Genomic DNA, 24,338 nt, shown 5'->3' with positions numbered 1-24,338 from the left:
CCGCCATGCGAACGTGACAACACGATGCAAAGGTATGCGTCAACCCCCTGATACAAAAGGGCTTGAACCCCCGTTTTTATGCGGTTTTTACGGCTACAGGCAGGTGTTCAGAAAAATAAACGTGGCAACCCTGCACTTTGTGCACGCTTGTTGCATCAGTACACACATGGTCTATAAGCGCGCCACCGGAAGTGGCAGCTGGAGACCAACCAATACGGTGGCAGGGTTGCCCCAATGGAGATTCAAGTGTTTTGCCAGGGACTCTTTTTTACCGATGCAAAAAGGCAAGAAAACAGCGATAAAGTTGTCAGCCCGGCTGCATGGGTAACGTGAATTTGCGACATCAACCCAGCTGTTTGCGACGTCGTCGTAAAGATCATGAAAGGTTGTATGAGCAAGTATCGCCAACATTGTCGGCGTGATATAAGTTTGCGCCGACACAAAAAGAAAGAGCCGCCCAGATAATAAAACAGGTGGGACGGCAGTACTCTTCTAAAACCAAAGGAGCAAATCACGATGCGCGTGATGAAGTGGAGCACAATCGCACTGGCAGTTGCAGCAGCAGCCAGTACTCAGTTGGCTACGGCCGCCCCGTTTGTTAGTGACCAGGCAGAAGCCAAAGGTTTCGTTGAAGACGCAAAAGTCACCGAAACGTTGAAGAACTACTACTTCAACCGCGACAAGAAAGCCGGCTCCAATGATCAGATCGACTGGACACAGGGTTTCTTGGGCAACATCAGCTCTGGCTACACCCAAGGTACTGTCGGTGTTGGTGTTGATGCATTTGGTTACCTGGGCATCAAGCTGGATGGCGGCGACGGCACTGTCGGTTCGGGCAACACCAGCGTCGACTCCCAGGGCCGCGTCCAGAACAACATGGGCAAAGCCGGTGCAGCGATCAAAGCCCGCATCTCCAAAACCGAGCTGAAATTCGGTGAGTTCCAGCCAAGCACCTCTCCAGTATTCGCTGTCGGCGGCTCGCGTCTGATTCCTCAGACCGCTACCGGCTTCCAACTGCAGAGCAGCGAAGTCCAGAATCTGGACCTGGAAGCAGGTCACTTCTACTCGGCCTCCAGCCAGGACGAGATGAACAGCAATGGCGAGTTGCATTCCCAATACGCAAGTACAACCGATAACCCTGTCACCGGTAAAACCATGGACTTCGCCGGTGGTAAGTACGGCATTACCGACAACCTGAGCGTCTCGCTCTACGGTTCGAAGTTCAAGGATATCTGGAATCAGTACTACTCCAACGTGAACCTCACCACCCCGATCAGTGGTGATACTTCGCTCAATACTGACTTCAACATCTACCGCACCACCGACACCGGCCAGTCGAAAGCCGGTGACATCAACAACACCACGTTCTCCCTGGCGACCGCGCTTTCGTTCCTTAAAGCGCATACCGTCACCCTGGCCTTCCAGAAGGTTCACGGTGACACGCCATTCGACTACGTCGGTGTGGGTGACAACAACCGCGGTGGCGATTCGATCTTCCTGGCCAACTCCGTCCAGTACTCCGACTTCAACGGTCCGAACGAGAAGTCTGCACAAGTTCGTTACGACCTGAAAATGGCCGAGTACGGCGTACCGGGTCTGAGCTTCATGGCTCGCTATGTTAAAGGCTGGGATATCGACGGCGACAAAATGGCGATTGACAGCCCATACCGTTCGTACGGTTACGGTGAAGATGGCAAACATCACGAAACCAACCTTGAAGCCAAGTACGTAGTTCAGACCGGCCCGGCCAAAGATCTGTCCTTCCGTATCCGTCAGGCATGGCACCGTGGCAACACCGACCAGGCTGAAGGCAATATCAACGAGTTCCGCCTGATCACCGAATACCCACTGAACATCTTGTAATCGTCAGTGGTTAGTTTGGAAGCATAAAAAAAGGCCCATCTTCGGATGGGCCTTTTTTGCTATCTGTCACTTGTAATAAATGCCTGACCAACAAGTCAGGCATTTAATTAGCAACCTATCATTACACTGCGGATTCCTGAACCACACGAATCACCCGCTGTGGAAACGGAATATCAATACCGGCAGTCTTCAAACGATCACGCGACTGTTCATTAAACATGAACATCACATCCCAATAGTCTGCAGTTTTAACCCACACACGCAGGGAAACAGTGATCGAACTGTCACCCAGCGTCGAAATGACCGCTTGTGGCGCAGGGTCCTGCAGAATGCGATCGTCCTTGGCCAGATCCAGCAGCACCTGACGCGCCTTTTGCAGATCCGCTTCGTAATCCACACCCACGTCAAACACCACTTTGCGGGTTGGCTGACGGTTGGTGTTGGTGATGATGCCGTTCGACAGATTGCCGTTCGGGACGATGATGGTCTTGTTGTCACCGGTACGCAGCACGGTGTGGAAAATCTGGATGCTGTCGACCGTACCCGCCACGCCTTGCGCTTCGATCCAGTCACCGATACGGAACGGACGGAACAGCAGAATCAACACGCCGCCGGCGAAGTTCGCCAGACTGCCCTGCAATGCCAGGCCGATCGCCAGACCCGCAGCACCAATCGCGGCGACGAACGAGGTGGTTTCGACTCCGATCATCGAGGCCACGCTGACGATCAGCAGCACCTTGAGAATGATGTTCGCCAGGCTGCTGATGAAGCCTTGCAGTGCCAGATCGGCATTGCGCAGGGCCAGCAGACCGCCGAGCTTTTGCGTGACTTTGTTGATCAGCCACCAGCCGATGGCCAGGGTAATCACTGCCAGCAGCACGCGACTGCCGTATTCCATGATCATCGGAATCCACGCCTGGGACGCCTTGACCAGGTTGTCTACCTCTGCATTCAAATCCATCTTCCATCTCCTGATGTCCGGCTACCCGGGGCTGTACACAAATTAAAAGTGGGAGCGGGCTTGCTCGCGAAAGCGCTGTGTCATTCAACAATGAGTTGCCTGACACAGCGCTTTCGCGAGCAAGCCCGCTCCCACAGCCATCTGACCGGACTTAGTCGCGGAAGTTGTTGAACTGCAGTGGCATGCCGAATTCCTTGGCGCGCAGGGCCGCGATGGCTTCCTGCAGGTCATCGCGCTTCTTGCCGGTCACACGCACCTGCTCGCCCTGAATGGCGGCCTGTACCTTGAGCTTGGCGTCCTTGATGTGAGCGACGATCTTCTTCGCCAGCTCCTTGTCGATGCCTTCCTTGAGGATCGCGTCCTGCTTCATCAGCTTGCCCGAGGCATAAGCGTCTTTTACTTCAAGGCACTGCACATCGATCTTGCGCTTGGTCAGGGCCAGCTTCAGGATCTCGATCATCGCTTCCAGCTGGAACCCGGCTTCAGCGGTCAGGTTGACGGTCAGGTCCTTTTCCTTGAACTCGAAGCTGCCTTTGCCTTTCAGGTCATAGCGACGATCGAGTTCCTTCACGGCGTTCTCGACCGCGTTGGTCAGCTCGTGTTTGTCCAGTTCGGATACCACGTCGAACGACGGCATGTAGTCTCTCCAATAAAAAGGCGCGCTCGATCAGGATGGAGCGCGCTTGGCTTGCGGTTAAAATCCGGCTCATTATAACGGGTCTTTTCCCACCGATACGGCGAGCCTTGCATGCCAGTACCTTACCGAGTGAAAAACTGATGTCCACCCCCTGGCACGTTCTCGGCGCCGGCAGCCTCGGCACCCTGTGGGCCACGCGTCTGGCCCGGGCCGGGCTGCCGGTGCGGCTGATCGTGCGTGATGCCGAGCGCTTGCGCAGCTATCAGGCGGCCGGCGGTCTGACGCTGGTCGAACACGGCGCAGCCACGACCTATGCCGTCCCCGCGCAAACGGCGGACGACCCGGAGCCGATCCGCCGCCTGCTGGTCGCCTGCAAGGCCTATGACGCCGAGAGCGCCGTCGCCCGCCTCGCCCCGCGCCTGAGCGCAGATGCCGAGCTGATCCTGTTGCAGAACGGCCTCGGCATTCAGGACGCCGTCGCAGCGCAGGTACCGCAGGCACGCTGCATCAGCGCTTCCAGTACCGAAGGCGCGTTCCGCGACGGCGACTGGCGCGTGGTGTTTGCCGGCCACGGTTTCACCTGGCTGGGCGATGCCAGCCATCCGGTAGCGCCAATCTGGCTGGACGATCTTGAGGCGGCGAAAATCCCCCACGAGTGGAGCACCGACATCCTCACCCGGCTGTGGCGCAAACTGGCGCTCAATTGCGCGATCAATCCGCTGACCGTGCTCCACGATTGCCGTAACGGCGGGCTGGAGCAGCATCAATGCGAAGTCGCCACGCTGTGCAACGAGCTGGCCGAGTTGCTGGAGCACTGCGGTCAACCGGCCGCGGCGGTCAATCTGCAACAGGAAGTCGAGCGGGTGATTCACGCGACCGCAGCCAATTACTCGTCGATGTATCAGGACGTGGCCAACCAGCGCCGCACCGAAATCAGTTACCTGCTGGACCACGCCTGCAAAGTCGCCACCCGTCACCAGTTGAACCTGCCGCACCTCAATCAATTGCAGCAGCGTCTGGTCAGCCATCTGCACAGCCTTGGATTGCCCAGCGACTGAGCAGCGGCTACGCTGCCCACTTGTTCCTTTGCCGTGATAAACCTGATGCCATTGCGCCAGCGCCTTGAAAACCTGCCGGTCGGCCAGAAACTGCTGGCCGCCCTGCTGGTGTTGCTGACCACCGTCCTGCTGGTCGCCAACCTGACCTTTATCAGCGCCGCCTATTACATCTCCCAGGAAAGCATGGCGCCACAGGCCCTGCAGACCATAGGCCGACTGGTGTCCAACCCGAGCCTGGTGTCGCAAGCCCTCGAGTCGCCGCAAAGCGCCGAACGCCTGCTCAAGGAACTCGACAGTTATTCGCCGCTGCGCGCAGCGGCTTTGTACGACGGCAAGGGTGACCGGATCGCCCAGGTGCAGCGTGGCGAAAAACTCAATCTGCCGGAGCGCTTTCGGCACGTCGAAGCCTGGCAACTCACCGAGTTTCGCAGCAACCAATTGATCACCCTGCCCCGCCCCGGCACCGCGCCTGGGCATCTGCTGCTGGTCGCCAGCAGTGAACTGCCGATGGCGTTCTACACCGGCACCCTGACCGCCAGTCTCGGCATCCTGATTTTCAGTGTGCTGCTGTGGCTGGTGATTGCGCGGCAGATCAAACGCCTGATCACGCGCCCGATTCATGAGCTGGAAGAGCTGTCGCGTCAGGTCACTCGCGAAGAGAACTACGCCCTGCGCGCCTCGCGCGGTAACCACGACGAGATCGGCAGCCTCGCCGAAGCGTTCAACACCATGCTCTCGCGCATCGAAGCCCGCGAGCAGCAGCTCAAGCGTGCCCGCGACGACTCGCAGGCGGCTTACGATCAGGCTCAAGGTCTGGCTGAGGAAACCCGTCACACCAACCGCAAGCTGGAACTGGAAGTCCAGGTGCGCAGCAAGATCGAGAAGAAGCTCACCGGTTTCCAGAACTACCTCAACAGCATCATCGACTCCATGCCCTCGGCGCTGATCGCTCTCGACGAGCAGCTCTACGTGACCCAGTGGAACCAGGAGGCCAGCGCCCTTTCCGGAACGCGCCTGGATGAGGCTCTGAACCAACCGATCTTCCTCGCCTTCGAACCGCTCAAGCCGTTTCTGCCACAACTGAAGCAAACGGTCGAAGAACACACCGTGGCGAAGATCGAGCGGGTGACCTGGTTCAAGGATGACGAACCCAAGCACTACGCCCTGACCTTTTACCCGCTGATGGGCGGTGCCGGGCGCGGTGTGGTGATCCGTATCGACGACATCACCCAGCGCCTGTCGCTGGAAGAAATGATGGTGCAGTCGGAAAAAATGCTCTCGGTCGGAGGCCTCGCCGCCGGCATGGCCCATGAGATCAACAACCCGCTCGGCGCGATCCTGCACAACGTGCAGAACATTCGCCGGCGGCTGTCGGCGGATCTGCCGAAGAACCTCGAAACCGCCGAACAGCTCGGCATCGAACTGGACACGGTCAACCGTTACCTGCAAAGCCGCGAAGTACCGAAATTGCTCGACGGTATTCAGCAGGCCGGCGCCCGCGCGGCAAAAATCGTCACGCACATGCTCAGCTTCAGCCGCCGCAGCACCCGGCAAATGGCCCCGTGCGATCTGCCCGCGCTGATCGATCAAGCGGTGGAAATTGCTGGCAACGACTTCGATCTGGCGATCGGTTTCGACTTCAAGGGCCAAGCGATCATCCGCCAGTTCGACCCGGCGCTCGGCCCGGTGCCGGGCACCGCCAACGAACTGGAACAAGTGCTGCTCAACCTGCTGAAAAACGCCGCGCAAGCCATTCACCAGCGCGAAGACGACAGCGAGCCGGGGCGGATCATTTTGCGTACCAAACTGAACCCGCCATGGGCCGAGATCCAGGTCGAGGACAACGGCATCGGCATGAGCGAGAGCGTGCGCAAGCGCACCTTCGAGCCGTTCTTCACTACCAAGGAAATCGGCCAGGGCACCGGCCTTGGGCTGTCTGTGTCGTACTTCATCATCACCAACAACCACAAGGGCCAGATGGAAGTGCAATCGGCGCCCGGTCAGGGCACCTGCTTCACCCTGCGCCTGCCGCTGGCACAACCGGCGGCCATTGCCGCCGAAACCAATCAACTACAGAGGTAACCCATGGGCTTTCGCTTGTCGAAGATCTACACCCGCACTGGCGACACAGGCGAAACCGGCCTCGGCGATGGCCGCCGCGTGCCCAAGGATCACCCGCGCATCGAAGCGATTGGCGAGGTCGATACGCTGAACAGTCAGGTCGGCGTGCTGCTGGCCGGGCTGATCGCCGAGCGCGAGGCGTTTCCGGGATTGAATGAGCTGATCGACGTGCTCGCGCCTTGCCAGCACCGCTTGTTCGACCTGGGGGGTGAGCTGGCAATGCCGCAGTATCAGGCGTTGAACGCGGCGGAAATCGAGCGCCTGGAAGCGGCAATTGATGTGTGGAACGAGGAATTGGGGCCACTGGAGAATTTCATTCTGCCCGGCGGTTCGCTGCTGATTGCCCAGGCCCATGTGTGCCGCAGTCTGGCGCGCAGTGCCGAGCGGCGTTGTCAGCATTTGAACGCGATCGAGCCGTTGGCCGGGGTTGGTCTGGCGTATATCAATCGGTTGTCGGATTTGTTGTTTGTGGCAGCGCGGTTGATTGCGCGGCGGCAGGGGGTGGCGGAGATTCTTTGGCAACCGGCGGTGAAGCCTTTAGAAATCTAGCGCCTGTCAGGACGCCTTCGCGAGCAAGCCCGCTCCCACAGTTGACCGCGCTACTTCAGTTGGAACGCGGTCAACTGTAGGAGTGAGCCTGCTCGCGATGAAGCCGGTAGCCGTTAAACAGAATCAGGCCAGAACGCCCGAATCCCCGCGACACCCTGCGCGCCAACACCCCAAGCCTTCTCGCGCTCCGCCGGGCCTACTCCACCAAGCAAGAACACCGGCTTGCCAAAGCCCTCGATCAACGTCGAAGCCTGCTCCCAGCCCAACGGCTGCGCATCTGGGTGGGTCAAGGTTGGCTGAACCGGCGACAGCGTGACGAAATCCACGCCCATCTGCTCGGCCAGCGCCAGCTCTTCCGCGTTATGGCAGGACGCCGCCAACCAGCGCTCTGCCGGTAACGGCCGGCCCGCTGCGGCGTATTTGCGCAATTGCGCGGCGGTGATGTGCCAACCGGCAGACGGGAAATCGCCGAGCCATTCGAACGGCCCCTTGATCATCAACTGCGCCTTGCCGGCGCAGAGGCCGACGGCATCCACCGCCAGATCGCGGTATTTGGGGTCATAGCCGTTCGGCGCGCGCAACTGGATCAGCTTGATCCCGCCGGCAATCGCCTTCTGGATCCCGCGCAGCAAGGCCGGGGCTTCCAGATCTTCCGGGGTGATCAGGTATTCAGCGGGAAGGCGCGCAGCGGCAACGATCGGCTGATTGGCCGCCGGAAACTCATAGTTCAGCAGATCCTTGGCGGTTACCCAGGCCAGTGGCTGGCCCTCGGCACCGTGCGGCTCACCGGTAAACCGGGAGACCTCCCAGACATCCAGCAACACCTGTTTGTCCGGGTAATCGTGGCGAACCTTGATCAGTGGACGAGCCGCGCCGACAACAATGCCCAGCTCTTCCTGCAGCTCGCGAGCCAGGGCGCTTTCGACGGATTCGTCAGCCTCGACCTTGCCGCCGGGAAATTCCCACAGGCCGCCCTGATGCTGGGTGTCGGCACGGCGGGCGATGAGGATTTTGCCGCTGTCGTCACGAATGACGGCAGCCGCGACGTGTACGCGTTTCACGGATTCAACTCCTCCAGTCCAGCCTTTTGCCACGCCTTGAAGGCGGGCCATTGGTAGACGGTTTCAACATAGGCTTGATCAACCGCCGGCAACTGCACCTGATAGGTACGCAGACGCACGGCAATCGGTGCGAAGAACGCGTCAGCCAGACTCACTCGGCCAAACAGATATGGCCCAGGCTCAGTGGCCGCCGCGCGGCATTCGGCCCACAGCGCGAGCATGCGCTCGATATCGACCTTCACTTCCGGCGGCACCGGATCAAGCGGGGCGTCGTGGTTCAGGTTGAACGGCATATGATTGCGCATGGCGAAAAAGCCGCTGTGCATCTGCGCGCAGGCGGACCGCGCCTGGGCACGGGCATAAACATCGCTCGGCCAGAGCTGCTCGGACGGAAACTGCTCGGCCAGGTATTCGGCGATCGCCAGAGAGTCGGCAATGGTGCCGCGAGAGGTTTGCAGCAGCGGCACCTTGGCGGTCGGCGAATGCTTGAGCAGCCGCTCGCGGGTGTCGGGCTTGCCGAGCTTGATCAGTTCTTCGGTGTAGGGAGCGCCGGTCAGTTCCAGCGCCAGGGCGGCGCGCAGGGACCAGGAGGACAGCAGTTTGTCGCCGATGATCAGGTGCAGGGACATGGTGTGGCGCCTTTTCGTCAGTGGAAAGCTTCAAGACTTTTAGTGACTGGACCGACGCGTTCGCAGGCAAGCCCGCTCCCACAGTGATTTCGGTCGTTCACAAAGGTTGTGTACACCCGAAAACCCTGTGGGAGCGGGCTTGCTCGCGAAGAGGCCGGCACATTCAACATTGATATTGCCAGACACAACGTCATCGCGAGCAGGCTCACTCCTACAGGAGATCCGAGTCGTTCACTAATCTACTGTAGGAACGAGCCTGCTCGCGAAAGAAGCGACCCGGTCTTGGATCAGGTGCGGTACTCGGCGTTGATCTTCACGTACTCATGCGACAGGTCGGTGGTCCAGATGGTTTCGCTGCAATCGCCTCGACCCAGCTCGATACGGATGGTGATCTCTTCCTGCTGCATCACCGCCGAGCCTTGCGCCTCAGTGTAGGTGCTTGCGCGCGCGCCACGGCTGGCAATACACACATCGCCGAGGAACACGTCGATCTTGCTCACGTCGAGGTTCGGCACACCGGCACGGCCGACAGCGGCCAGAATCCGGCCCCAGTTCGGGTCGGAGGCGAACAGCGCGGTCTTGATCAGCGGCGAGTGGGCCACGGTGTAACCGACGTCCAGGCATTCCTGATGATTGCCGCCGCCGTTGACTTCAACGGTGACGAACTTGGTCGCGCCTTCGCCGTCACGCACGATGGCCTGAGCCACGTCCATGCACACTTCGAACACCGCCTGCTTCAGCTTGTTGAACAGCTCGCCTTCGGCGCGGGTGATTTCCGGCAACGCAGCGTTGCCGGTGGCAATCAGCATGCAGCAGTCGTTGGTCGAAGTATCGCCATCGATGGTGATGCGGTTGAATGACTTGTTCGCACCGTCGAGCATCAGGTTGTGCAGCACGTCGCGGGAGACTTTGGCGTCGGTGGCGATGTAGCCGAGCATGGTCGCCATGTTCGGGCGGATCATGCCTGCGCCTTTGCTGATGCCGGTGACGGTGATGGTCACGCCGTCATGCTGGAACTGGCGGCTGGCGCCCTTGGGCAGGGTGTCGGTGGTCATGATGCCGGTGGCGGCCGCTGCCCAGTTGTTTTCCGACAGGTCATCCAGTGCGGCCTGAAGTGCGCCTTCGATCTTCTCGACCGGCAGTGGCTCGCCGATCACGCCAGTGGAGTACGGCAGGATCTGGCTGGCATCGACACCGGTCAGCTCGGCGAGTCTGGCGGTGGTGCGCTCGGCAGCCGCCAGGCCCGGCTCACCGGTACCGGCGTTGGCGTTACCGGTGTTGGTCAGCAGGTAACGCACGTCGTTCTGCACACGTTTTTTCGCCAGGATCACCGGCGCGGCGCAAAAGGCGTTCAACGTGAACACACCGGCCACGGTCGAACCTTCGGCGCAGCGCATCACTACCACATCCTTGCGCCCAGGGCGCTTGATGCCGGCCGAGGCAATACCGAGTTCAAAACCGGCAACCGGGTGCAACGTTGGCAAAGGACCAAGACCAACAGCCATGAATGCGCTCCTTACTCAATGATGTCAGCACCGCTTCCTGCTGTTTTCGACAAGAAGGCGGCGGATTAAATGGCAAAACGCCGCGACGGCAGAAGCCGGTCGCGGCGCGGGTATTTCAGCGATTGAAACGGGGTTTACTGGATCTGCCCGTGGCAATGCTTGAATTTCTTGCCCGAACCGCAGTAGCACAGTTCGTTGCGGCCCTGCTTCTGCTCGTTGCGAACCGGAGCGGTGGCGAGGGCCACATCGACCTCTTCACCCAACACTTCCGGTTGATCCAGACCAGGGGCCTCGGCGTGTTCGAACTGCATGCGGGCGGCCAGTGCTTCGGCTTCCTGACGCAGGCGTTGCTCTTCGGCTTCCGGATCTTCGCGGCGAACCTGAACGTGCGACAGCACACGGATCGAGTCGCGCTTGATCGAATCCAGCAGCTCGGAGAACAGCGTGAACGACTCGCGCTTGTATTCCTGCTTCGGGTTCTTCTGGGCGTAGCCACGCAGGTGGATGCCGTGACGCAGGTGATCCATGGTCGACAGGTGGTCTTTCCACAGGTCGTCGAGGACGCGCAGGACGATCTGCTTCTCGAACGAGCGCAGTGCTTCGGCACCGGCCTGATCTTCTTTCTCGTTGTACGCGGCCATCAGCTCGACCATCAGCTTCTCGCGCAGCGTCTCTTCGTACAGGTGATCGTCTTCGTCGAGCCATTGCTGGATCGGCAGCTTCACCCCGAAGTCGCTTGCCAGCGAAGCTTCCAGACCGGCCACGTCCCACTGCTCTGGCAGCGATTGCGGCGGAATGTGTGCACTGACGGTGGCGTTGAGCACGTCCTGACGGAAATCGGCGATGGTTTCACCGATGTTGTCGGCGGCCAGCAACGTGTTACGCATGTGATAAATCACTTTACGCTGCTCGTTGTTGACGTCGTCGAACTCGAGCAGTTGCTTGCGAATGTCGAAGTTGCGACCTTCAACCTTGCGCTGCGCCTTCTCGATCGCGTTGGTCACCATGCGGTGCTCGATCGCTTCGCCCGGCTGCATGCCCAGGGCTTTCATGAAGTTCTTCACCCGGTCAGAGGCGAAGATGCGCATCAGGCTGTCTTCCAGCGACAGGTAGAAGCGGCTGGAACCGGCGTCGCCCTGACGACCGGCACGGCCACGCAGCTGGTTGTCGATACGACGGGATTCGTGACGCTCGGAGGCAATCACCTGCAGACCGCCGGATTCCAGCACTTGCTGGTGACGCTTCTGCCAGTCGGCCTTGATCTGGGCGATCTGCTCGGGGCTCGGGTTTTCCAGCGCCGCGACTTCCACTTCCCAGTTACCGCCCAGCAGGATGTCGGTACCACGACCGGCCATGTTGGTGGCGATGGTCAGGGCGCCCGGACGACCGGCTTGCGCGATGATCTCGGCTTCTTTTTCGTGGAACTTGGCGTTCAGTACCTTGTGCTCGATGCCTTCCTTGTTGAGCAGGTTGGACACGTGCTCGGAAGTTTCGATGGTCGCGGTACCCACCAGGATCGGACGGCCCTGGGCCATGCCTTCCTTGATGTCGTTGATGATCGCCGCGTATTTCTCTTCGGCAGTCAGGAACACCAGGTCGTTGTAGTCTTTACGCGCCAACGGCTTGTTCGGCGGAATGACCATGACCTGCAGACCATAGATCTGGTGGAATTCGAACGCTTCGGTGTCGGCGGTACCGGTCATGCCGGACAGCTTGGTGTACAGACGGAAGTAGTTCTGGAACGTGGTCGAGGCCAGGGTCTGGCTCTCGGCCTGAATGTTCAGACCTTCCTTGGCTTCGATGGCCTGGTGCAGGCCTTCGGACAGACGACGACCCGGCATGGTACGACCGGTGTGTTCGTCGACCAGTACGACCTGGCCGTCCTGCACGATGTATTCGACGTTGCGATGGAACAGCTTGTGCGCACGCAGACCCGAGTAGACGTGGGTCAGCAGGCCCAGGTTATGCGCCGAGTACAGGCTCTCGCCTTCGGCCAGCAGGCCGACGCCGGTGAGCATTTCTTCGATGAACTGGTGACCGGCTTCGTTGAGTTCGACCTGACGGGTCTTCTCGTCGATGGTGTAGTGACCGGCCTTGGTGACCTGGCCTTCGACTTCCTCGACGTGCAGTTCCAACTGCGGGATCAGTTTGTTGATCTCCATGTACAGCTTGGAACTGTCCTCGGCCTGACCGGAAATGATCAGCGGGGTACGGGCTTCGTCGATGAGGATGGAGTCGACTTCGTCGATCACGGCAAAATTGAGTTCGCGCTGGAATTTCTCTTCCATGCTGAACGCCATGTTGTCGCGCAGGTAGTCGAACCCGAATTCGTTGTTGGTACCGTAGGTGATGTCGGCAGCGTAGGCGGCGCGCTTTTCTTCCGGCGGCTGGAACGGCGTCACGACGCCGACGGTCAGGCCGAGGAATTCGTAGAGCGGACGCATCCAGTTGGCGTCACGGCGGGCCAGGTAGTCGTTCACGGTCACAACGTGCACGCCCTTGCCGGACAGCGCGTTGAGGTAAACGCCCAGGGTTGCCACGAGGGTTTTACCCTCACCGGTACGCATTTCGGCAATCATGCCTTCATGCAAGGTCATGCCGCCGATCAACTGGACGTCGAAGTGGCGCATGCCCATGACGCGCTTGCCCGCTTCACGGGCGACCGCGAAGGCTTCAGGCAACAGCTTGTCGAGGGATTCCCCTTTGGCGATACGGGCCTTGAACTCATTGGTCTTGGCGCGCAATTGATCGTCCGAAAGGGCCACCATTTGCTCTTCGAAGGCATTGACGAGCTGCACCGTCTTGAGCATGCGTTTGACTTCACGCTCGTTCTTGCTTCCAAAAAGTTTCTTTAACAAAGGCGCAAACATATCGGCAGGATCTTCCACACTAAAGGGATGGAGGGCGGCCCCGTGAGTCGCCCGTGCAGCCCTCATGGCCGCATGCGAACGAGCATTCTACCCGGAAACGGTGGTGAGGAAAGTGGCGATATTCCACGATGCTGGCACTGCGCTTTGACGGGGCTCACTTAAAATAAGGGCGTTTTGCTCAACTTCAACCCATCAAGGGACGAAGTTAGTCGTTGATTTAATGGGTAAAGCAGGGACAAATGCAATGGGCGAGTGGTTCCGTTGCTTTCTGCTACCATGGCGCTTCTGTTACTTCAGGTGTTCGAACATGGCATTTCGCCCCCTTACAGCCAGGGCACCCGCCGCTCTGCTTCGCGAAGCCAAACCCCTCAAGGCTCTGCTCGGCCACGCCCAACGCCTGGGGCATCTGCAGCGCCTGCTCGAAAGCCAACTGCAACCTGCCGCCCGCGAACATTGCCACGTGGCCAAGTGGCGCGAAGGCCAATTGACGCTGGTGGTGACTGACGGGCACTGGGCGACGCGCCTGCGCTACCAGCAAAAACGCCTGCAACGCCAACTGCAACTGTTCGAAGAATTCGCCAACCTGACGCGCATCCAGTTCCGCGTGCAACCGCCGCTGGTCCAGCGCCGGGCAAGCGGACACTCGATGGATCTGTCGACGGATGCCGCGCAGACCATTCAGTCAACAGCGGACGGGATCAGCGATCCAGGCCTGCGTGCGGCACTTGAGCGCCTGGCGGCACACGCCAAAGACAAATCCTGATCTCAATCCAGAAAACTGCCACTTATCCAATGTGGGAGCGGGCTTGCTCGCGAAGGCGTCCTTTCAGTCAACATTATTGTTAACTGGCAGACCGCTTTCGCGAGCAAGCCCGCTCCCACAGTTTCGATCAGCGCCGTTTGCTGCCACCGAGCAACGAGCCCATCAAGCCGCGCACCAGTTGTTTACCCAGATTATTGGCCGCCTGGCGCATCGCCGACTTCAGCGCTTGCCCCGCCGCCGTCCCCAGAAACTCCCCGGCACGATCGGCCAGGCTCGGTTCCTCGGCTGCCGGCTTGCCGGCCGGTGTTTCTGCCGGCGGCGCCAGATCCTTGCGGCCCATCAGGATTTCGTACGCCGACTCACGATCGATCGGCTTGTCATAACGGCCCTTGAACGGCGAACCGGCGATCAGCATCGTGCGCTCGGTTTCGCTCAACGGCCCGATCCGCGATTGCGGCGGTGCCACCAGCACCCGCTGGACCATTTCCGGTGTGCCCTTCTCGGCAAGCGTACCGACCAACGCTTCGCCGATGCCGAGCTCCGTCAGCACCGACAAGGTGTCGAACGCCGGATTTGGCCGAAAACCATCCGCCACCGCACGCAGGGATTTCTGTTCCTTGGCGGTGAACGCGCGCAAGCCGTGCTGGATCCGCAGACCGAGTTGCGCCAGCACGCTGTCCGGCAAATCACTCGGCGACTGAGTAACGAAATACACCCCGACGCCCTTGGAGCGGATCAATCGCACTACTTGCTCAAGCCGATCCTGCAACGCCTTGGGCGTATCGCCGAACAACAGGTGCGCCTCATCGAAGAACAGCGCCAGCAGTGGTTTGTCGGCATCGCCGCGCTCCGGCAACTGCTCGAACAACTCGGCCAGCAGCCACAGCAGGAACGTCGCGTAGACCTTCGGCGCTTCGTGGACCAGGCGGCTGGCATCGAGCAAATGAATGCGCCCACGGCCATCGGCGGCCGGTTGCAGAATGTCTTCCAGTTGCAGCGCCGGTTCGCCGAACAAGGCTTCAGCGCCCTGTTGCTCCAGAGTCGCCAGCCGGCGCAACAACGCCTGACTGGAGCCGGTGGTCATCAGCGCGGCGTCTTCGCCGAGCAGCTGCGGGTTGTCCTTGAGATGATTGAGCAGCGCCTTGAGGTCTTTCAGGTCCAGCAGCAACAGGCCTTCGCGGTCCGCTACTTTAAAGGCCGCGTACAGCGCGGCCTGCTGGCTGTCGGTCAGTTCCAGCAGGCTGCCGATCAGCAACGGGCCCATTTCACTCAACGTGGTACGCAACGGATGACCGGATTCGCCGTGAATGTCCCACAGCGTCACCGGATACGCCTGCGGCTTGTAGTCGAGCCAAGGCATTCCGGCGATGCGCTCGGCGACCTTGCCCTGCGGATTGCCGGCAGCGCCCAGGCCACACAGGTCGCCCTTGATGTCCGCGGCGAACACGGCGACGCCGGCATCACTGAACGCTTCGGCAAGACGCTGCAAAGTCACGGTCTTGCCGGTCCCGGTCGCACCGGCGATCAGCCCGTGGCGGTTCGCCAGGCGCATGGCCTGAGCAATCGGTTGCCTCGCCAGATCGGCGCCGATAACGAGTTGCGATGTGTCAGGCATTTTGTCACCTATGGTTAATCTTTAATCCGGTATGGCCGATAGATAAAGGCGAGAACCTGACTGAAAAGTCGGTCGGACATTTCCCTAAGGAGAGTCGGAAATATCAGTTTGTTTCACCCTTGCCCATATTGCGCGCCTTTATAAAAGCACGCCCAGGACATTAAGACCTTAGCGGAACCCCAAGCCATGAACAAAAATCTGCGCTTCAGCCATAAAATTTTGCTTGCCGCCGCCCTCATCGTCATCGCCGCTTTCGCCTCGTTCACGCTGTACAACGACTGGCTGCAACGCAACGCGATCCGCGCTGACTTGAACAACTATCTCAACGAGATGGGCGAAGTTACTGCCGATAACATCCAGACCTGGCTCAACGGACGCATTCTGCTGGTCGAGAACGCCGCCCAGAACATCGCCATCAATCCGGAACCCGCCAACGTCGCCAGCCTGCTGGAACAGAAATCCCTGACCTCGACGTTCATGGCCACTTACCTCGGCGATGCCACCGGTCACTTCACCATCCGCCCGGACGTGAAGATGCCGGACGGCTTCGATCCACGGGTGCGCCCTTGGTACAAAGGGGCCGAGAGCAGCAGCGCGTCGACCCTGACCGAACCGTACATCGACGCCGCCACCGGGCAGTTGATCATCTCCATCGCCACCGCCTCGAAAAAGGCCGGCCAGAGCGTTGGCGTGGTGGGCGGTGACCTGAGCCTGCAAACCCTGGTCGACACCCTCACCGCCCGGGACTTCTCCGGCATGGGCTACGCGTTCCTGGTCAGCGCCGACGGCAAGATCCTGGTGCACCCGGACAAGGCGCTGGTGATGAAATCACTGAAAGAAGCCTATCCGCAGGACACCCCGCGCATCAGCAGCGACTTCAGTGAAATCACGGTCGATGGCAAGACTCGCATCGTCAGCTTCACCCCGATCAAAGGCCTGCCGTCGGTCAACTGGTACATCGGACTGTCGGTGGACAAGGACAAAGCCTTCTCGATGCTCAGTGAGTTCCGCACCTCGGCGGTGATTGCCACGGTGATTGCGGTGGTCATCATCATCGCGCTGCTGGGCATGCTGATTCGCCTGCTGATCCAGCCACTGCACGTCATGACCCGCGCCATGGAAGACATCGCTGACGGTGAAGGCGACCTGACCAAGCGCCTGACCATCGTCAATAACGATGAATTCGGTGTACTGGGTACCGCATTCAACCGTTTCGTCGAGCGTATTCACGGCTCGATCCGCGAAGTGTCGTCGGCCACCGGGCAAGTCAACGAGGTCGCGCTGCGCGTGGTCGCGGCGTCCAACTCGTCGATGTACAACTCCGATCAGCAAGCATCGCGCACCAGCAGCGTCGCCGCCGCGATCAATCAACTGGGCGCCGCCGCCCAGGAAATCGCCCGCAACGCCGCGCAAGCTTCGAACCAGGCCAGTGACGCCCGCGGCCTCGCCGAAGACGGCCAGCAAGTGGTGGATCGCAGCATCAAGGCGATGAACCAACTGTCGAGCATGCTCAGCGCCTCCAGCAGCAACATCGAATCGCTGAACAGCAAAACCGTGAACATCGGGCAGATTCTGGAAGTGATCACCAGCATCTCCCAGCAGACCAACCTGCTGGCGCTTAACGCGGCGATCGAAGCGGCGCGTGCCGGTGAGGCCGGACGCGGCTTTGCCGTGGTCGCCGACGAAGTGCGCAACCTGGCGCACCGCACCCAGGAATCGGCGCAGCAGGTGCAGACCATGATCGAGGAGCTGCAGGTCGGCGCCCGTGAATCGGTGAGCACCATGAGCGACAGTCAGCGCCACAGCCAGGACAGCGTGGAAATCGCCAACCTCGCCGGCGAACGCCTCAACAGCGTGACCCAGCGCATTGGCGAAATCGACGGGATGAACCAATCGGTGGCGACCGCGACCGAGGAACAGACCGCGGTGGTCGAGTCGATCAACGTCGACATCACCGAGATCAACACGCTGAACCAGGAAGGCGTCGAGAACCTGCAGGCGACCTTGCGCGCCTGTTCGGATCTGGAACAGCAGGCTTCGCGGCTGAAGCAGTTGGTCGGTAGCTTCAGAATTTAAGGCGCTGCCACTGACCTCTTCGCGAGCAAGCCCGCTCCCACATTGGATCTTCGGTGTTCACACATTGTGAGTTCCACCAAAAACCACTGTGGGAGCGGGCTTGCTCGCGAAGGCGTCCTGTCAAACACCACAACCCCTCCCTGACACTCCCCCCGCGCAATCCCGACCGAACATCTATTCTGGATAAAGGTCAACCAAGGGAGAGCAACACAGCGGAGGGTTCGTCATTGTGCACATCGCCGACATCACCATGTTCTACGCCCCGGCCAGCGGCGGCGTACGCACCTATCTGGACGCCAAGCATCGTCGGCTGGGCGTCAAACCGGGCATTCGCCACAGCCTGCTGATCCCCGGCGCACACTTTAGTGAACACGATGGCGTCTACACGGTGCCCGCGCCTGCACTGCCGTTTGGCAAAGGCTATCGCTTCCCGCTGCGTCTGGCGCCGTGGCGCAATGTCCTGCAGGATTTGCAGCCCGATCTGATCGAAGTCGGCGACCCGTACCTGACTGCCTGGGCAGCGCTGGATGCACGGCGCCAACTGGATGTGCCGGTGATCGGCTTTTATCACTCGGATCTGCCGCTGTTGGTCAGCAACCGCATGGGCCATTGGGTCACGCCGAATGTCGAGGCGTATGTCACCAAACTCTACGGCAATTTCGACCGGGTGCTGGCGCCGAGCCAGGTCATGGCCGACAAACTCACCGGGCTGGGGGTGCGCAATGTCTTTGTGCAGCCACTGGGGGTGGATCTGCAAACCTTTCACCCCGACGCCCGCGACAACGGTCTGCGCGCCGAACTGGGGATTGCCGAAGACACCCGTCTGCTGATCTTTGCCGGGCGCGGCTCCAAAGAGAAGAACCTGTCGGTGCTGCTCAAATGCATGCGACGCCTCGGCCCGCGCTATCACCTGTTGCTGGTCGGCTCATCGATGCCCGCCGTGGTCCCGGACAATGTCAGCGTGATCGACGGGTTCTGCCCGGCCGCCACCGTGGCGCGATTAATGGCCAGCGCCGACGCCCTGCTGCATGCCGGCGATCAGGAAACCTTCGGTCTGGTGATCCTCGAAGCCATGGCCTGCGGGATTCCGGTGGTCGCAGTGGCGGCCGGGGCGTTCGAGGAAATCATCAACCAGGACTGCGGCTTGCTGTGTGCACCGAACAACCCACAAGCCATGGCCAATGCCGTGCGCGAACTGTTCAGTCGCGGCTGCGTGAACCTCGGCCAGCAGGCGCGGCAACACGTCGAACGGCATTATTCCTGGGACAGTGTGGTCGACAGCCTGCTCGGTCATTATCACGCGGTCCTCGGCCATTCCTGGCCTCGGGTGGCCAATGGCTGATCCCCTGAACCGCCGCGCCGTGTTGCTGGTGCTGCACGACGTAGCACCGTCGACGTGGGCGGATTATCAGCCGTTCGTCGAAGCCGTCGATGCGCTGGGCGGCGTGCCGATGACCTGGCTGGTGGTACCGAATTTCCATGGGCGCGATGCACTTGAGGCGCATCCGGCGTTCTGTCGCAGGCTCGGCGAGCGGTTGGCCCGTGGCGATGAACTGGCCTTGCACGGGTTTTACCATGACGACCGCGAGCCGGCACCGACCACGCCCCGCGACTGGTTCATGCGCCGGATCTACACCCACGAAGGCGAGTTCTATCACCTGTCCCGCGAAGCCGCGCTTGCGCGACTGCGTGCCGGTATCGAGTTGTTCCAGCGCTACGACTGGCCGTTGCACGGTTTCGTCGCCCCGGCATGGCTGATGAGCGAGGGTACGCGCCAAGCCTTGCGCGAGTTGCCGTTGCACTACACCAGCGATCCGCAGCATCTTTATTGCCTGCCGGATTTCACCTCGATCGATGCTCCCGGCCTGGTGTGGAGCGCCCGCAGCGCCTGGCGTCGTGGCCTGTCGAAAGTCCTCAGCGACCAACGCGAGCAGCGCTGGCGTCAGGCCCCGGTGATTCGCCTCGGCCTGCACCCGGTGGATATGCGCTACCGTTACTCGCGAAACTACTGGCTGCAAACCCTCAAACGCCTGCTCGCCGAAGGACGCGTGCCGATGACCAAGATTGACTGGCTGGCGCAACAGCGCGGGCAACTCGGGCACGCCGCATGAGCCGCGGCATTCTGTTGTTGATCGGCCTGCTCGCTGCGCTGCTGATTCCGCTGTTGCTCGGTGGCAATGAAATCTGGTCGCGCCTGCAAAGCTTTCCGCTGCCATGGCTGCTGGTGCTGTTCGGCATGATCCTGCTCTGCTGGGGTATCAACACCCTGCGCTTGCGGCTGTTACTGGGCGATCAACGAGATCGCGTCTCACCGCTGAAGAGTCTCGGGGTGGTGATGGCCGCCGAGTTTGCCTATTGCGCCACCCCCGGTGGCAGCGGCGGCCCGCTGACCATCATGGCCCTGCTGGCCCGTTGCGGCGTGCGCCCGGCGCGGGGCAGCGCGGTGTTTGCGATGGATCAGTTGAGCGATCTGCTGTTCTTTCTCTGCGCCTTGAGCGCGATTCTGATCTACGCGCTGTTCCAGCACCTGAGCGACCGTATGGAATGGCTGCTGATGGTCAGTGCCGTGTCGTTATTCGGCGGCCTGATCGGTTGCGCGCTGTTGGCGCGCTATCATCGCGCGCTGATTCGCCTGAGCGGGCGCCTGTTGGCCCGCATGAACGTCGAGCACAGCACCCGCCGACGCTGGGCGCGCAAGCTCTTGCACTTTCTAGCAGCGTTCACCGATACCCTGAAATTGCCGTGGCAGACCTTGAGCAAAGTGTTTGCGTTGACGTGCGTGCATTGGCTGCTGCGTTACAGCGTGCTGTATCTGGCGCTGCGCGGGCTGGGTGCGGACTTGCAGTGGGCCTGGAGCTTTCTGGTGCAGATGCTGTCGCTGGGCGCGGGCCAGTTCACGCTATTGCCGGGTGGCGCAGGCGCGGCGGAATTGACCTCGGCGGCACTGCTGGCGCCAATGGTCGGCAAATCCACAGCGGCGGCGGCAATCCTGATCTGGCGGGCAGTGACGTTCTATTTCTATCTGCTGGTGGGTGGCCCGGTGTTTGTGCTGATGCTGGGACGACCGTTGCTCAAGAAATTGATGAAGGTCAGACAGGCTTCTTAGGTTCGTCCAGCTGTTCTTTCATTTGCTCCCATAACTCGGCGGCCCCGGGAAACTCTGTCCCGTCCTCCGGCGTCATGTCTTCGGGATCATATCTGCTCAAACACCCCTCACCCACGGTGGCCGGCGCTTTGGAAGTGGCTTTGTCCAGTGGATCGCTCATGGGCAGTTCCTCAGGGATGAAATGAAAAAGGGCCTGGACGATTGAACGCCCAGACCCTTGATTTTTCAACCGCAGACTTTCAGACCGATCAGAACACCACGGTCTTGTTGCCGTGCACCAGCACGCGGTCTTCGAGGTGATAGCGCAGACCACGGGCCAACACCATCTTCTCGACGTCACGGCCGAAACGCACCATGTCTTCGATGCTGTCGCTGTGGCTGACGCGTACCACGTCCTGCTCGATGATCGGGCCGGCATCCAGCTCTTCGGTCACGTAGTGGCAGGTCGCGCCGATCAGCTTCACGCCGCGCAGCGACGCCTGATGGTACGGCTTGGCACCGACGAACGACGGCAGGAAGCTGTGGTGAATGTTGATCACCTTGTGTGCGTATTCGCGGCACAGGGCCGGCGGCAGGATCTGCATGTAGCGCGCCAGCACCACCACTTCGGCGTCGTGCTGCTTGACCAGACGCGAGACTTCGGCGAACGCCGGCTCCTTGTCCTGCGGGTTGACCGGGACATGGTAATAAGGAATGCCATGCCACTCGACCATGCTGCGCAGGTCATTGTGGTTGGAAATCACGCAGGAGATTTCGCAATCGAGCTCGTCGCTGTGCCAGCGGTGCAGCAAGTCGGCCAGGCAGTGGGATTCGCGGCTGGCCATCAGCACTACGCGTTTCTTCTGCTCGGTATCGGTAATGCGCCAGTCCATCGAGAACTCTTCGGCGATCGGCGCAAACTTCTCGCGCAGTACTTCAATACCGAACGGCAGCGAATCGGCACGGATCTCGTGACGCATGAAGAACCAGCCGTTCTGATTATCCGAGTGGTGGCTCGCTTCGGTGATCCAACCGTTGTGGGATGCCAGAAAGTTACTGACTTTGGCAACGATGCCAACGCGGTCAGGGCAGGAAATCACCAACCGAAAGGTGCGCATGGGGGAAAAACTCCAGAACTTCGCAAAGGCGGCCATTCTAGCGACTGTGCGCGGAAACTGCAGTATTGATGACCGATTCCCCGGAGACGGCGCGATTCAAGGCGTCCGATCGTCCGGCGCGCCAATGTGATGGCACTGCCGTGACGCTGTTCGAGCAGATAATTGTGAATAATCGTGATGAATGCATCACATTATTTAAATGACCATTCAATTTACCGGTTATTTCACGTAACTAATTCAAATAAAAAATCCGCTTAAATGTTTACTTGATGAAACAGCCTGACTATTATTGCGGCACTGTCCCCTGCCATTCAACACATCCGCATAAGGTAGTTACCATGTCCTTGATCAACGAATATCGCGCCACCGAAGAAGCAATCAAAGAGCTGCAAGCCCGTTTGAAGAACCTGTCGCAAGACGACAAACTGCAAGCCGAGCTGGAATTCGAAGGCAAACTGCGCACCCTGATGGGCGAATACTCCAAGTCCCTGCGCGACATCATCGCCCTGCTGGATCCGGAATCGAAAACCAAAGGCACCCGTGGCGCCGCAGTAAAAACTACCGGCACCAAGCGCGCGCGCAAAGTTAAACAATACAAAAACCCGCACAACGGCGAAGTCATCGAAACCAAAGGTGGCAACCACAAGACTCTGAAAGAGTGGAAAGCCAAGTGGGGCGGTGACGTGGTTGAAGGCTGGGCTACCCTGCTGGGCTAAGCCGCAACGCCTGCCGCAGACTGATTCTGCGGCCCATGAAAAACGCCAGCATACGCTGGCGTTTTTTTATGCCCGGCATTTCATGGGCACACTATGTTCGATTTCAAAGATTCAAACGTTTGCGCAATGCCTCGACATAATTCTGCCACTCATTGAGCACTTGATTCTGTATCGGCGTAGCACTAAGCGCCCATTGCTGCGCGGCCTCGGCAAAAGATTGCAGGGTATTAGGCGCGCCCATTTGCGGCTCGGACAAACGCTGCTGACAGAATATTCTCCAGCGTTCTTGCTCCTCGGAATTCAACGTATCGGGAAAGTTGCGTGCGCGATATCGAAAGAGTAATTCCGGCAGACGTTCATCATCGAACGGCCAGTGTTCTTGCGCTAATTGTGCCGGATCCGCCGTCCTCACTTGCTCACATAGACGCCGGTCACGATCACCGATAAATCCATCGTACAACTGCTGTTCCGGATCTTCGCTCGGCGTGAAGTCTTCGCTGGCGTAAATCGCCGCGACTTTATCTTTCCAAACTTGTTGTGCGTCACTTAGCCGCAGCGCACGTGCCTGATACAGCGCCATGTCCAGGCCCAGGCGCTGCTGATCGTCGGCGCGCAATACCGACAACGGCGCCACCACCGGGCAGCGATTGATGTGAATCAGTTTCAGCGGCACCGGCAGTTCACCTTCGGCGAGGTCGTCGCGGCGGGTGTACAGGCGCTGGCGCAGGGTTTCGGCGTCCAGATCCAGCAAGCCTTGCGGATCAAGGTGCAGGTCACAGACGATCAGCGCATTGCGATTGCGCGGATGCCAGGCCAATGGCAGCACTACACCGACATAGTGCCGCGCCGCCGAAAAGCGTCCGGAGATATGCACCAGCGGCTGCAACAGACGAATCTGATCCATGACCTTCTGCTTGCTGCGCAATTGAAACAGCCAGTCATACAACTTCGGCTGTTTCTCGCGGATCAACCGCGCCAGCGCGATGGTGGCGCGCACGTCCGACAGCGCTTCGTGCGCATGCCCGTGGTCGATATGGTTGGCGGCCGTAAGACGTTCGAGCTTGAGGGTGACCTTGCCTTCGTCATCGGTCGGCCAGACCAGGCCATCCGGGCGCAACGCGTACGCGGCGCGCACCACATCGATCAGGTCCCAGCGACTGTTGCCGCCCTGCCATTCACGGGCATACGGGTCGAAGAAATTGCGGTACAGGCTGTAGCGGGTCATCTCGTCGTCGAAACGCAAGGTGTTGTAACCCGCGCCGCAAGTGCCGGGCGCCGCCAGTTGCGCATGCACACGGGTCATGAAATCGGCTTCGCTCAGACCGTGCTCGGCGAGTTGCCCCGGGGTAATGCCGGTGATCGCGCAGGCCGCCGGGTGCGGCAGGATGTCTTCGCTGGGCTGGCAGTAGAGGTTGACCGGTTCGTCGATTTCATTGAGGTCGTGGTCGGTGCGAATCCCGGCGACCTGCAGCGGGCGGTCGTTGCGCGGATTGATGCCGGTGGTTTCGTAGTCGTACCAGAAGATTGAAGTCACGGGCGGTTCCTGAACTGAAGATCGGCAAAGTCTAGGCGTTGAACCCGCATCGCGGCCAGCGCTGTGTCATTCAACCCGCGCGCGCCACACGATGTGCAATACATAGTGATGTCGTTTTCCCCCAAGAGGCTGCTAGCATCGGACAGACCTCGCCTCCCGATCCGGCCCCATCAGGTA

The 24,338-nt window shown here is 60.1% G+C and carries 20 protein-coding genes; 10 read left to right on the top strand and 10 right to left on the bottom strand.

Annotated features, from left to right (window positions below; genetic code table 11):
• Positions 1–516 precede the first annotated feature (516 nt).
• Positions 517–1,863, top strand: a complete 1,347-nt coding sequence (locus LCH64_RS03665) for an OprD family porin (protein WP_226499528.1) — start codon at positions 517–519, stop codon at positions 1,861–1,863.
• A 121-nt stretch (positions 1,864–1,984) separates the two neighbouring features.
• On the opposite strand, the gene LCH64_RS03660 is transcribed toward LCH64_RS03665, so the two are convergent.
• On the bottom strand, positions 1,985–2,824 hold the full coding sequence (locus tag LCH64_RS03660) for a mechanosensitive ion channel domain-containing protein (protein WP_003227546.1): 840 nt from the start codon (positions 2,822–2,824) through the stop codon (positions 1,985–1,987).
• Between the two features lie 151 nt (positions 2,825–2,975).
• On the bottom strand, positions 2,976–3,461 hold the full coding sequence (locus tag LCH64_RS03655) for a YajQ family cyclic di-GMP-binding protein (RefSeq protein WP_003227548.1): 486 nt from the start codon (positions 3,459–3,461) through the stop codon (positions 2,976–2,978).
• 140 nt (positions 3,462–3,601) lie between these two features.
• Between LCH64_RS03655 and LCH64_RS03650 the strand changes: the two genes are divergently transcribed.
• Genes LCH64_RS03650 through LCH64_RS03640 form a run of 3 tightly spaced genes read left to right on the top strand, consistent with a single transcriptional unit; the run spans position 3,602 to position 7,189 of the window.
• Positions 3,602–4,519 (top strand): putative 2-dehydropantoate 2-reductase, encoded by a 918-nt coding sequence (locus LCH64_RS03650; protein WP_226499527.1) that lies wholly within the window; start codon positions 3,602–3,604, stop codon positions 4,517–4,519.
• 45 nt (positions 4,520–4,564) lie between these two features.
• On the top strand, positions 4,565–6,601 hold the full coding sequence (locus tag LCH64_RS03645) for a HAMP domain-containing sensor histidine kinase (RefSeq protein ID WP_103520146.1): 2,037 nt from the start codon (positions 4,565–4,567) through the stop codon (positions 6,599–6,601).
• Positions 6,602–6,604: 3 nt separating this feature from the next.
• The gene (locus LCH64_RS03640; RefSeq protein ID WP_103520145.1) at positions 6,605–7,189 is read left to right on the top strand and encodes a cob(I)yrinic acid a,c-diamide adenosyltransferase; all 585 of its coding nucleotides are present in this window, start codon (positions 6,605–6,607) and stop codon (positions 7,187–7,189) included.
• Between the two features lie 113 nt (positions 7,190–7,302).
• On the opposite strand, the gene LCH64_RS03635 is transcribed toward LCH64_RS03640, so the two are convergent.
• The 4 genes from LCH64_RS03635 to secA form a co-directional block, all read right to left on the bottom strand.
• Positions 7,303–8,250 (bottom strand): Nudix family hydrolase, encoded by a 948-nt coding sequence (locus tag LCH64_RS03635; RefSeq protein WP_003227557.1) that lies wholly within the window; start codon positions 8,248–8,250, stop codon positions 7,303–7,305.
• Complete coding sequence (locus LCH64_RS03630; RefSeq protein WP_226499526.1) at positions 8,247–8,879, bottom strand: glutathione S-transferase family protein; 633 nt, start codon at positions 8,877–8,879, stop codon at positions 8,247–8,249. The genes LCH64_RS03635 and LCH64_RS03630 overlap by 4 nt, the downstream gene beginning before the upstream one ends.
• Positions 8,880–9,166: 287 nt before the next feature.
• Entirely contained in the window at positions 9,167–10,384 is a 1,218-nt protein-coding gene (gene argJ / locus LCH64_RS03625) for a bifunctional glutamate N-acetyltransferase/amino-acid acetyltransferase ArgJ (RefSeq protein WP_226499525.1), read from the bottom strand.
• 134 nt (positions 10,385–10,518) lie between these two features.
• The gene (gene secA, locus LCH64_RS03620; protein WP_226499524.1) at positions 10,519–13,254 is read right to left on the bottom strand and encodes a preprotein translocase subunit SecA; all 2,736 of its coding nucleotides are present in this window, start codon (positions 13,252–13,254) and stop codon (positions 10,519–10,521) included.
• Between the two features lie 307 nt (positions 13,255–13,561).
• Between secA and LCH64_RS03615 the strand changes: the two genes are divergently transcribed.
• Positions 13,562–14,017, top strand: a complete 456-nt coding sequence (locus LCH64_RS03615; protein WP_003227565.1) for a DciA family protein — start codon at positions 13,562–13,564, stop codon at positions 14,015–14,017.
• A gap of 127 nt (positions 14,018–14,144) precedes the next feature.
• Here LCH64_RS03615 and LCH64_RS03610 read toward each other — a convergent pair whose 3' ends face one another.
• The gene (locus LCH64_RS03610) at positions 14,145–15,632 is read right to left on the bottom strand and encodes a helicase HerA-like domain-containing protein (RefSeq protein ID WP_226499523.1); all 1,488 of its coding nucleotides are present in this window, start codon (positions 15,630–15,632) and stop codon (positions 14,145–14,147) included.
• Positions 15,633–15,818: 186 nt separating this feature from the next.
• Between LCH64_RS03610 and LCH64_RS03605 the strand changes: the two genes are divergently transcribed.
• The 4 genes from LCH64_RS03605 to LCH64_RS03590 all read left to right on the top strand — a co-directional run bounded on the left by LCH64_RS03605 (position 15,819) and on the right by LCH64_RS03590 (position 20,814).
• Positions 15,819–17,708, top strand: a complete 1,890-nt coding sequence (locus LCH64_RS03605) for a methyl-accepting chemotaxis protein (RefSeq protein WP_003227569.1) — start codon at positions 15,819–15,821, stop codon at positions 17,706–17,708.
• Between the two features lie 250 nt (positions 17,709–17,958).
• On the top strand, positions 17,959–19,050 hold the full coding sequence (locus LCH64_RS03600) for a glycosyltransferase family 1 protein (RefSeq protein ID WP_226499729.1): 1,092 nt from the start codon (positions 17,959–17,961) through the stop codon (positions 19,048–19,050).
• The gene (locus tag LCH64_RS03595) at positions 19,043–19,819 is read left to right on the top strand and encodes a DUF2334 domain-containing protein (protein WP_226499522.1); all 777 of its coding nucleotides are present in this window, start codon (positions 19,043–19,045) and stop codon (positions 19,817–19,819) included. The genes LCH64_RS03600 and LCH64_RS03595 overlap by 8 nt, the downstream gene beginning before the upstream one ends.
• Positions 19,816–20,814, top strand: coding sequence for a lysylphosphatidylglycerol synthase transmembrane domain-containing protein (locus LCH64_RS03590; protein ID WP_103486328.1), 999 nt, complete (start codon positions 19,816–19,818; stop codon positions 20,812–20,814). The genes LCH64_RS03595 and LCH64_RS03590 overlap by 4 nt, the downstream gene beginning before the upstream one ends.
• On the opposite strand, the gene LCH64_RS03585 is transcribed toward LCH64_RS03590, so the two are convergent.
• Entirely contained in the window at positions 20,798–20,974 is a 177-nt protein-coding gene (locus tag LCH64_RS03585; protein WP_177434683.1) for a hypothetical protein, read from the bottom strand. The genes LCH64_RS03590 and LCH64_RS03585 overlap by 17 nt on opposite strands.
• A gap of 88 nt (positions 20,975–21,062) precedes the next feature.
• The gene (purU, locus tag LCH64_RS03580) at positions 21,063–21,911 is read right to left on the bottom strand and encodes a formyltetrahydrofolate deformylase (RefSeq protein WP_003227580.1); all 849 of its coding nucleotides are present in this window, start codon (positions 21,909–21,911) and stop codon (positions 21,063–21,065) included.
• Positions 21,912–22,249: 338 nt separating this feature from the next.
• Here purU and mvaT point away from each other — a divergent pair, with 338 nt between their 5' ends.
• Positions 22,250–22,627: a histone-like nucleoid-structuring protein MvaT gene (gene mvaT / locus LCH64_RS03575; protein WP_003227581.1), complete on the top strand. Its 378-nt coding sequence runs from the start codon at positions 22,250–22,252 to the stop codon at positions 22,625–22,627.
• 103 nt (positions 22,628–22,730) lie between these two features.
• On the opposite strand, the gene sbcB is transcribed toward mvaT, so the two are convergent.
• Complete coding sequence (gene sbcB, locus LCH64_RS03570) at positions 22,731–24,161, bottom strand: exodeoxyribonuclease I (RefSeq protein WP_103521043.1); 1,431 nt, start codon at positions 24,159–24,161, stop codon at positions 22,731–22,733.
• Between the last annotated feature and the right edge of the window lie 177 nt (positions 24,162–24,338).

This window comes from Pseudomonas sp. MWU16-30322, assembly GCF_020515535.1.
GTDB classification, from domain to species: domain Bacteria; phylum Pseudomonadota; class Gammaproteobacteria; order Pseudomonadales; family Pseudomonadaceae; genus Aquipseudomonas; species Aquipseudomonas fluorescens_H.
The sequence above is the reverse complement of the archived record's forward strand: the minus strand, read 5'-3'. Positions and strand labels throughout refer to the sequence as shown.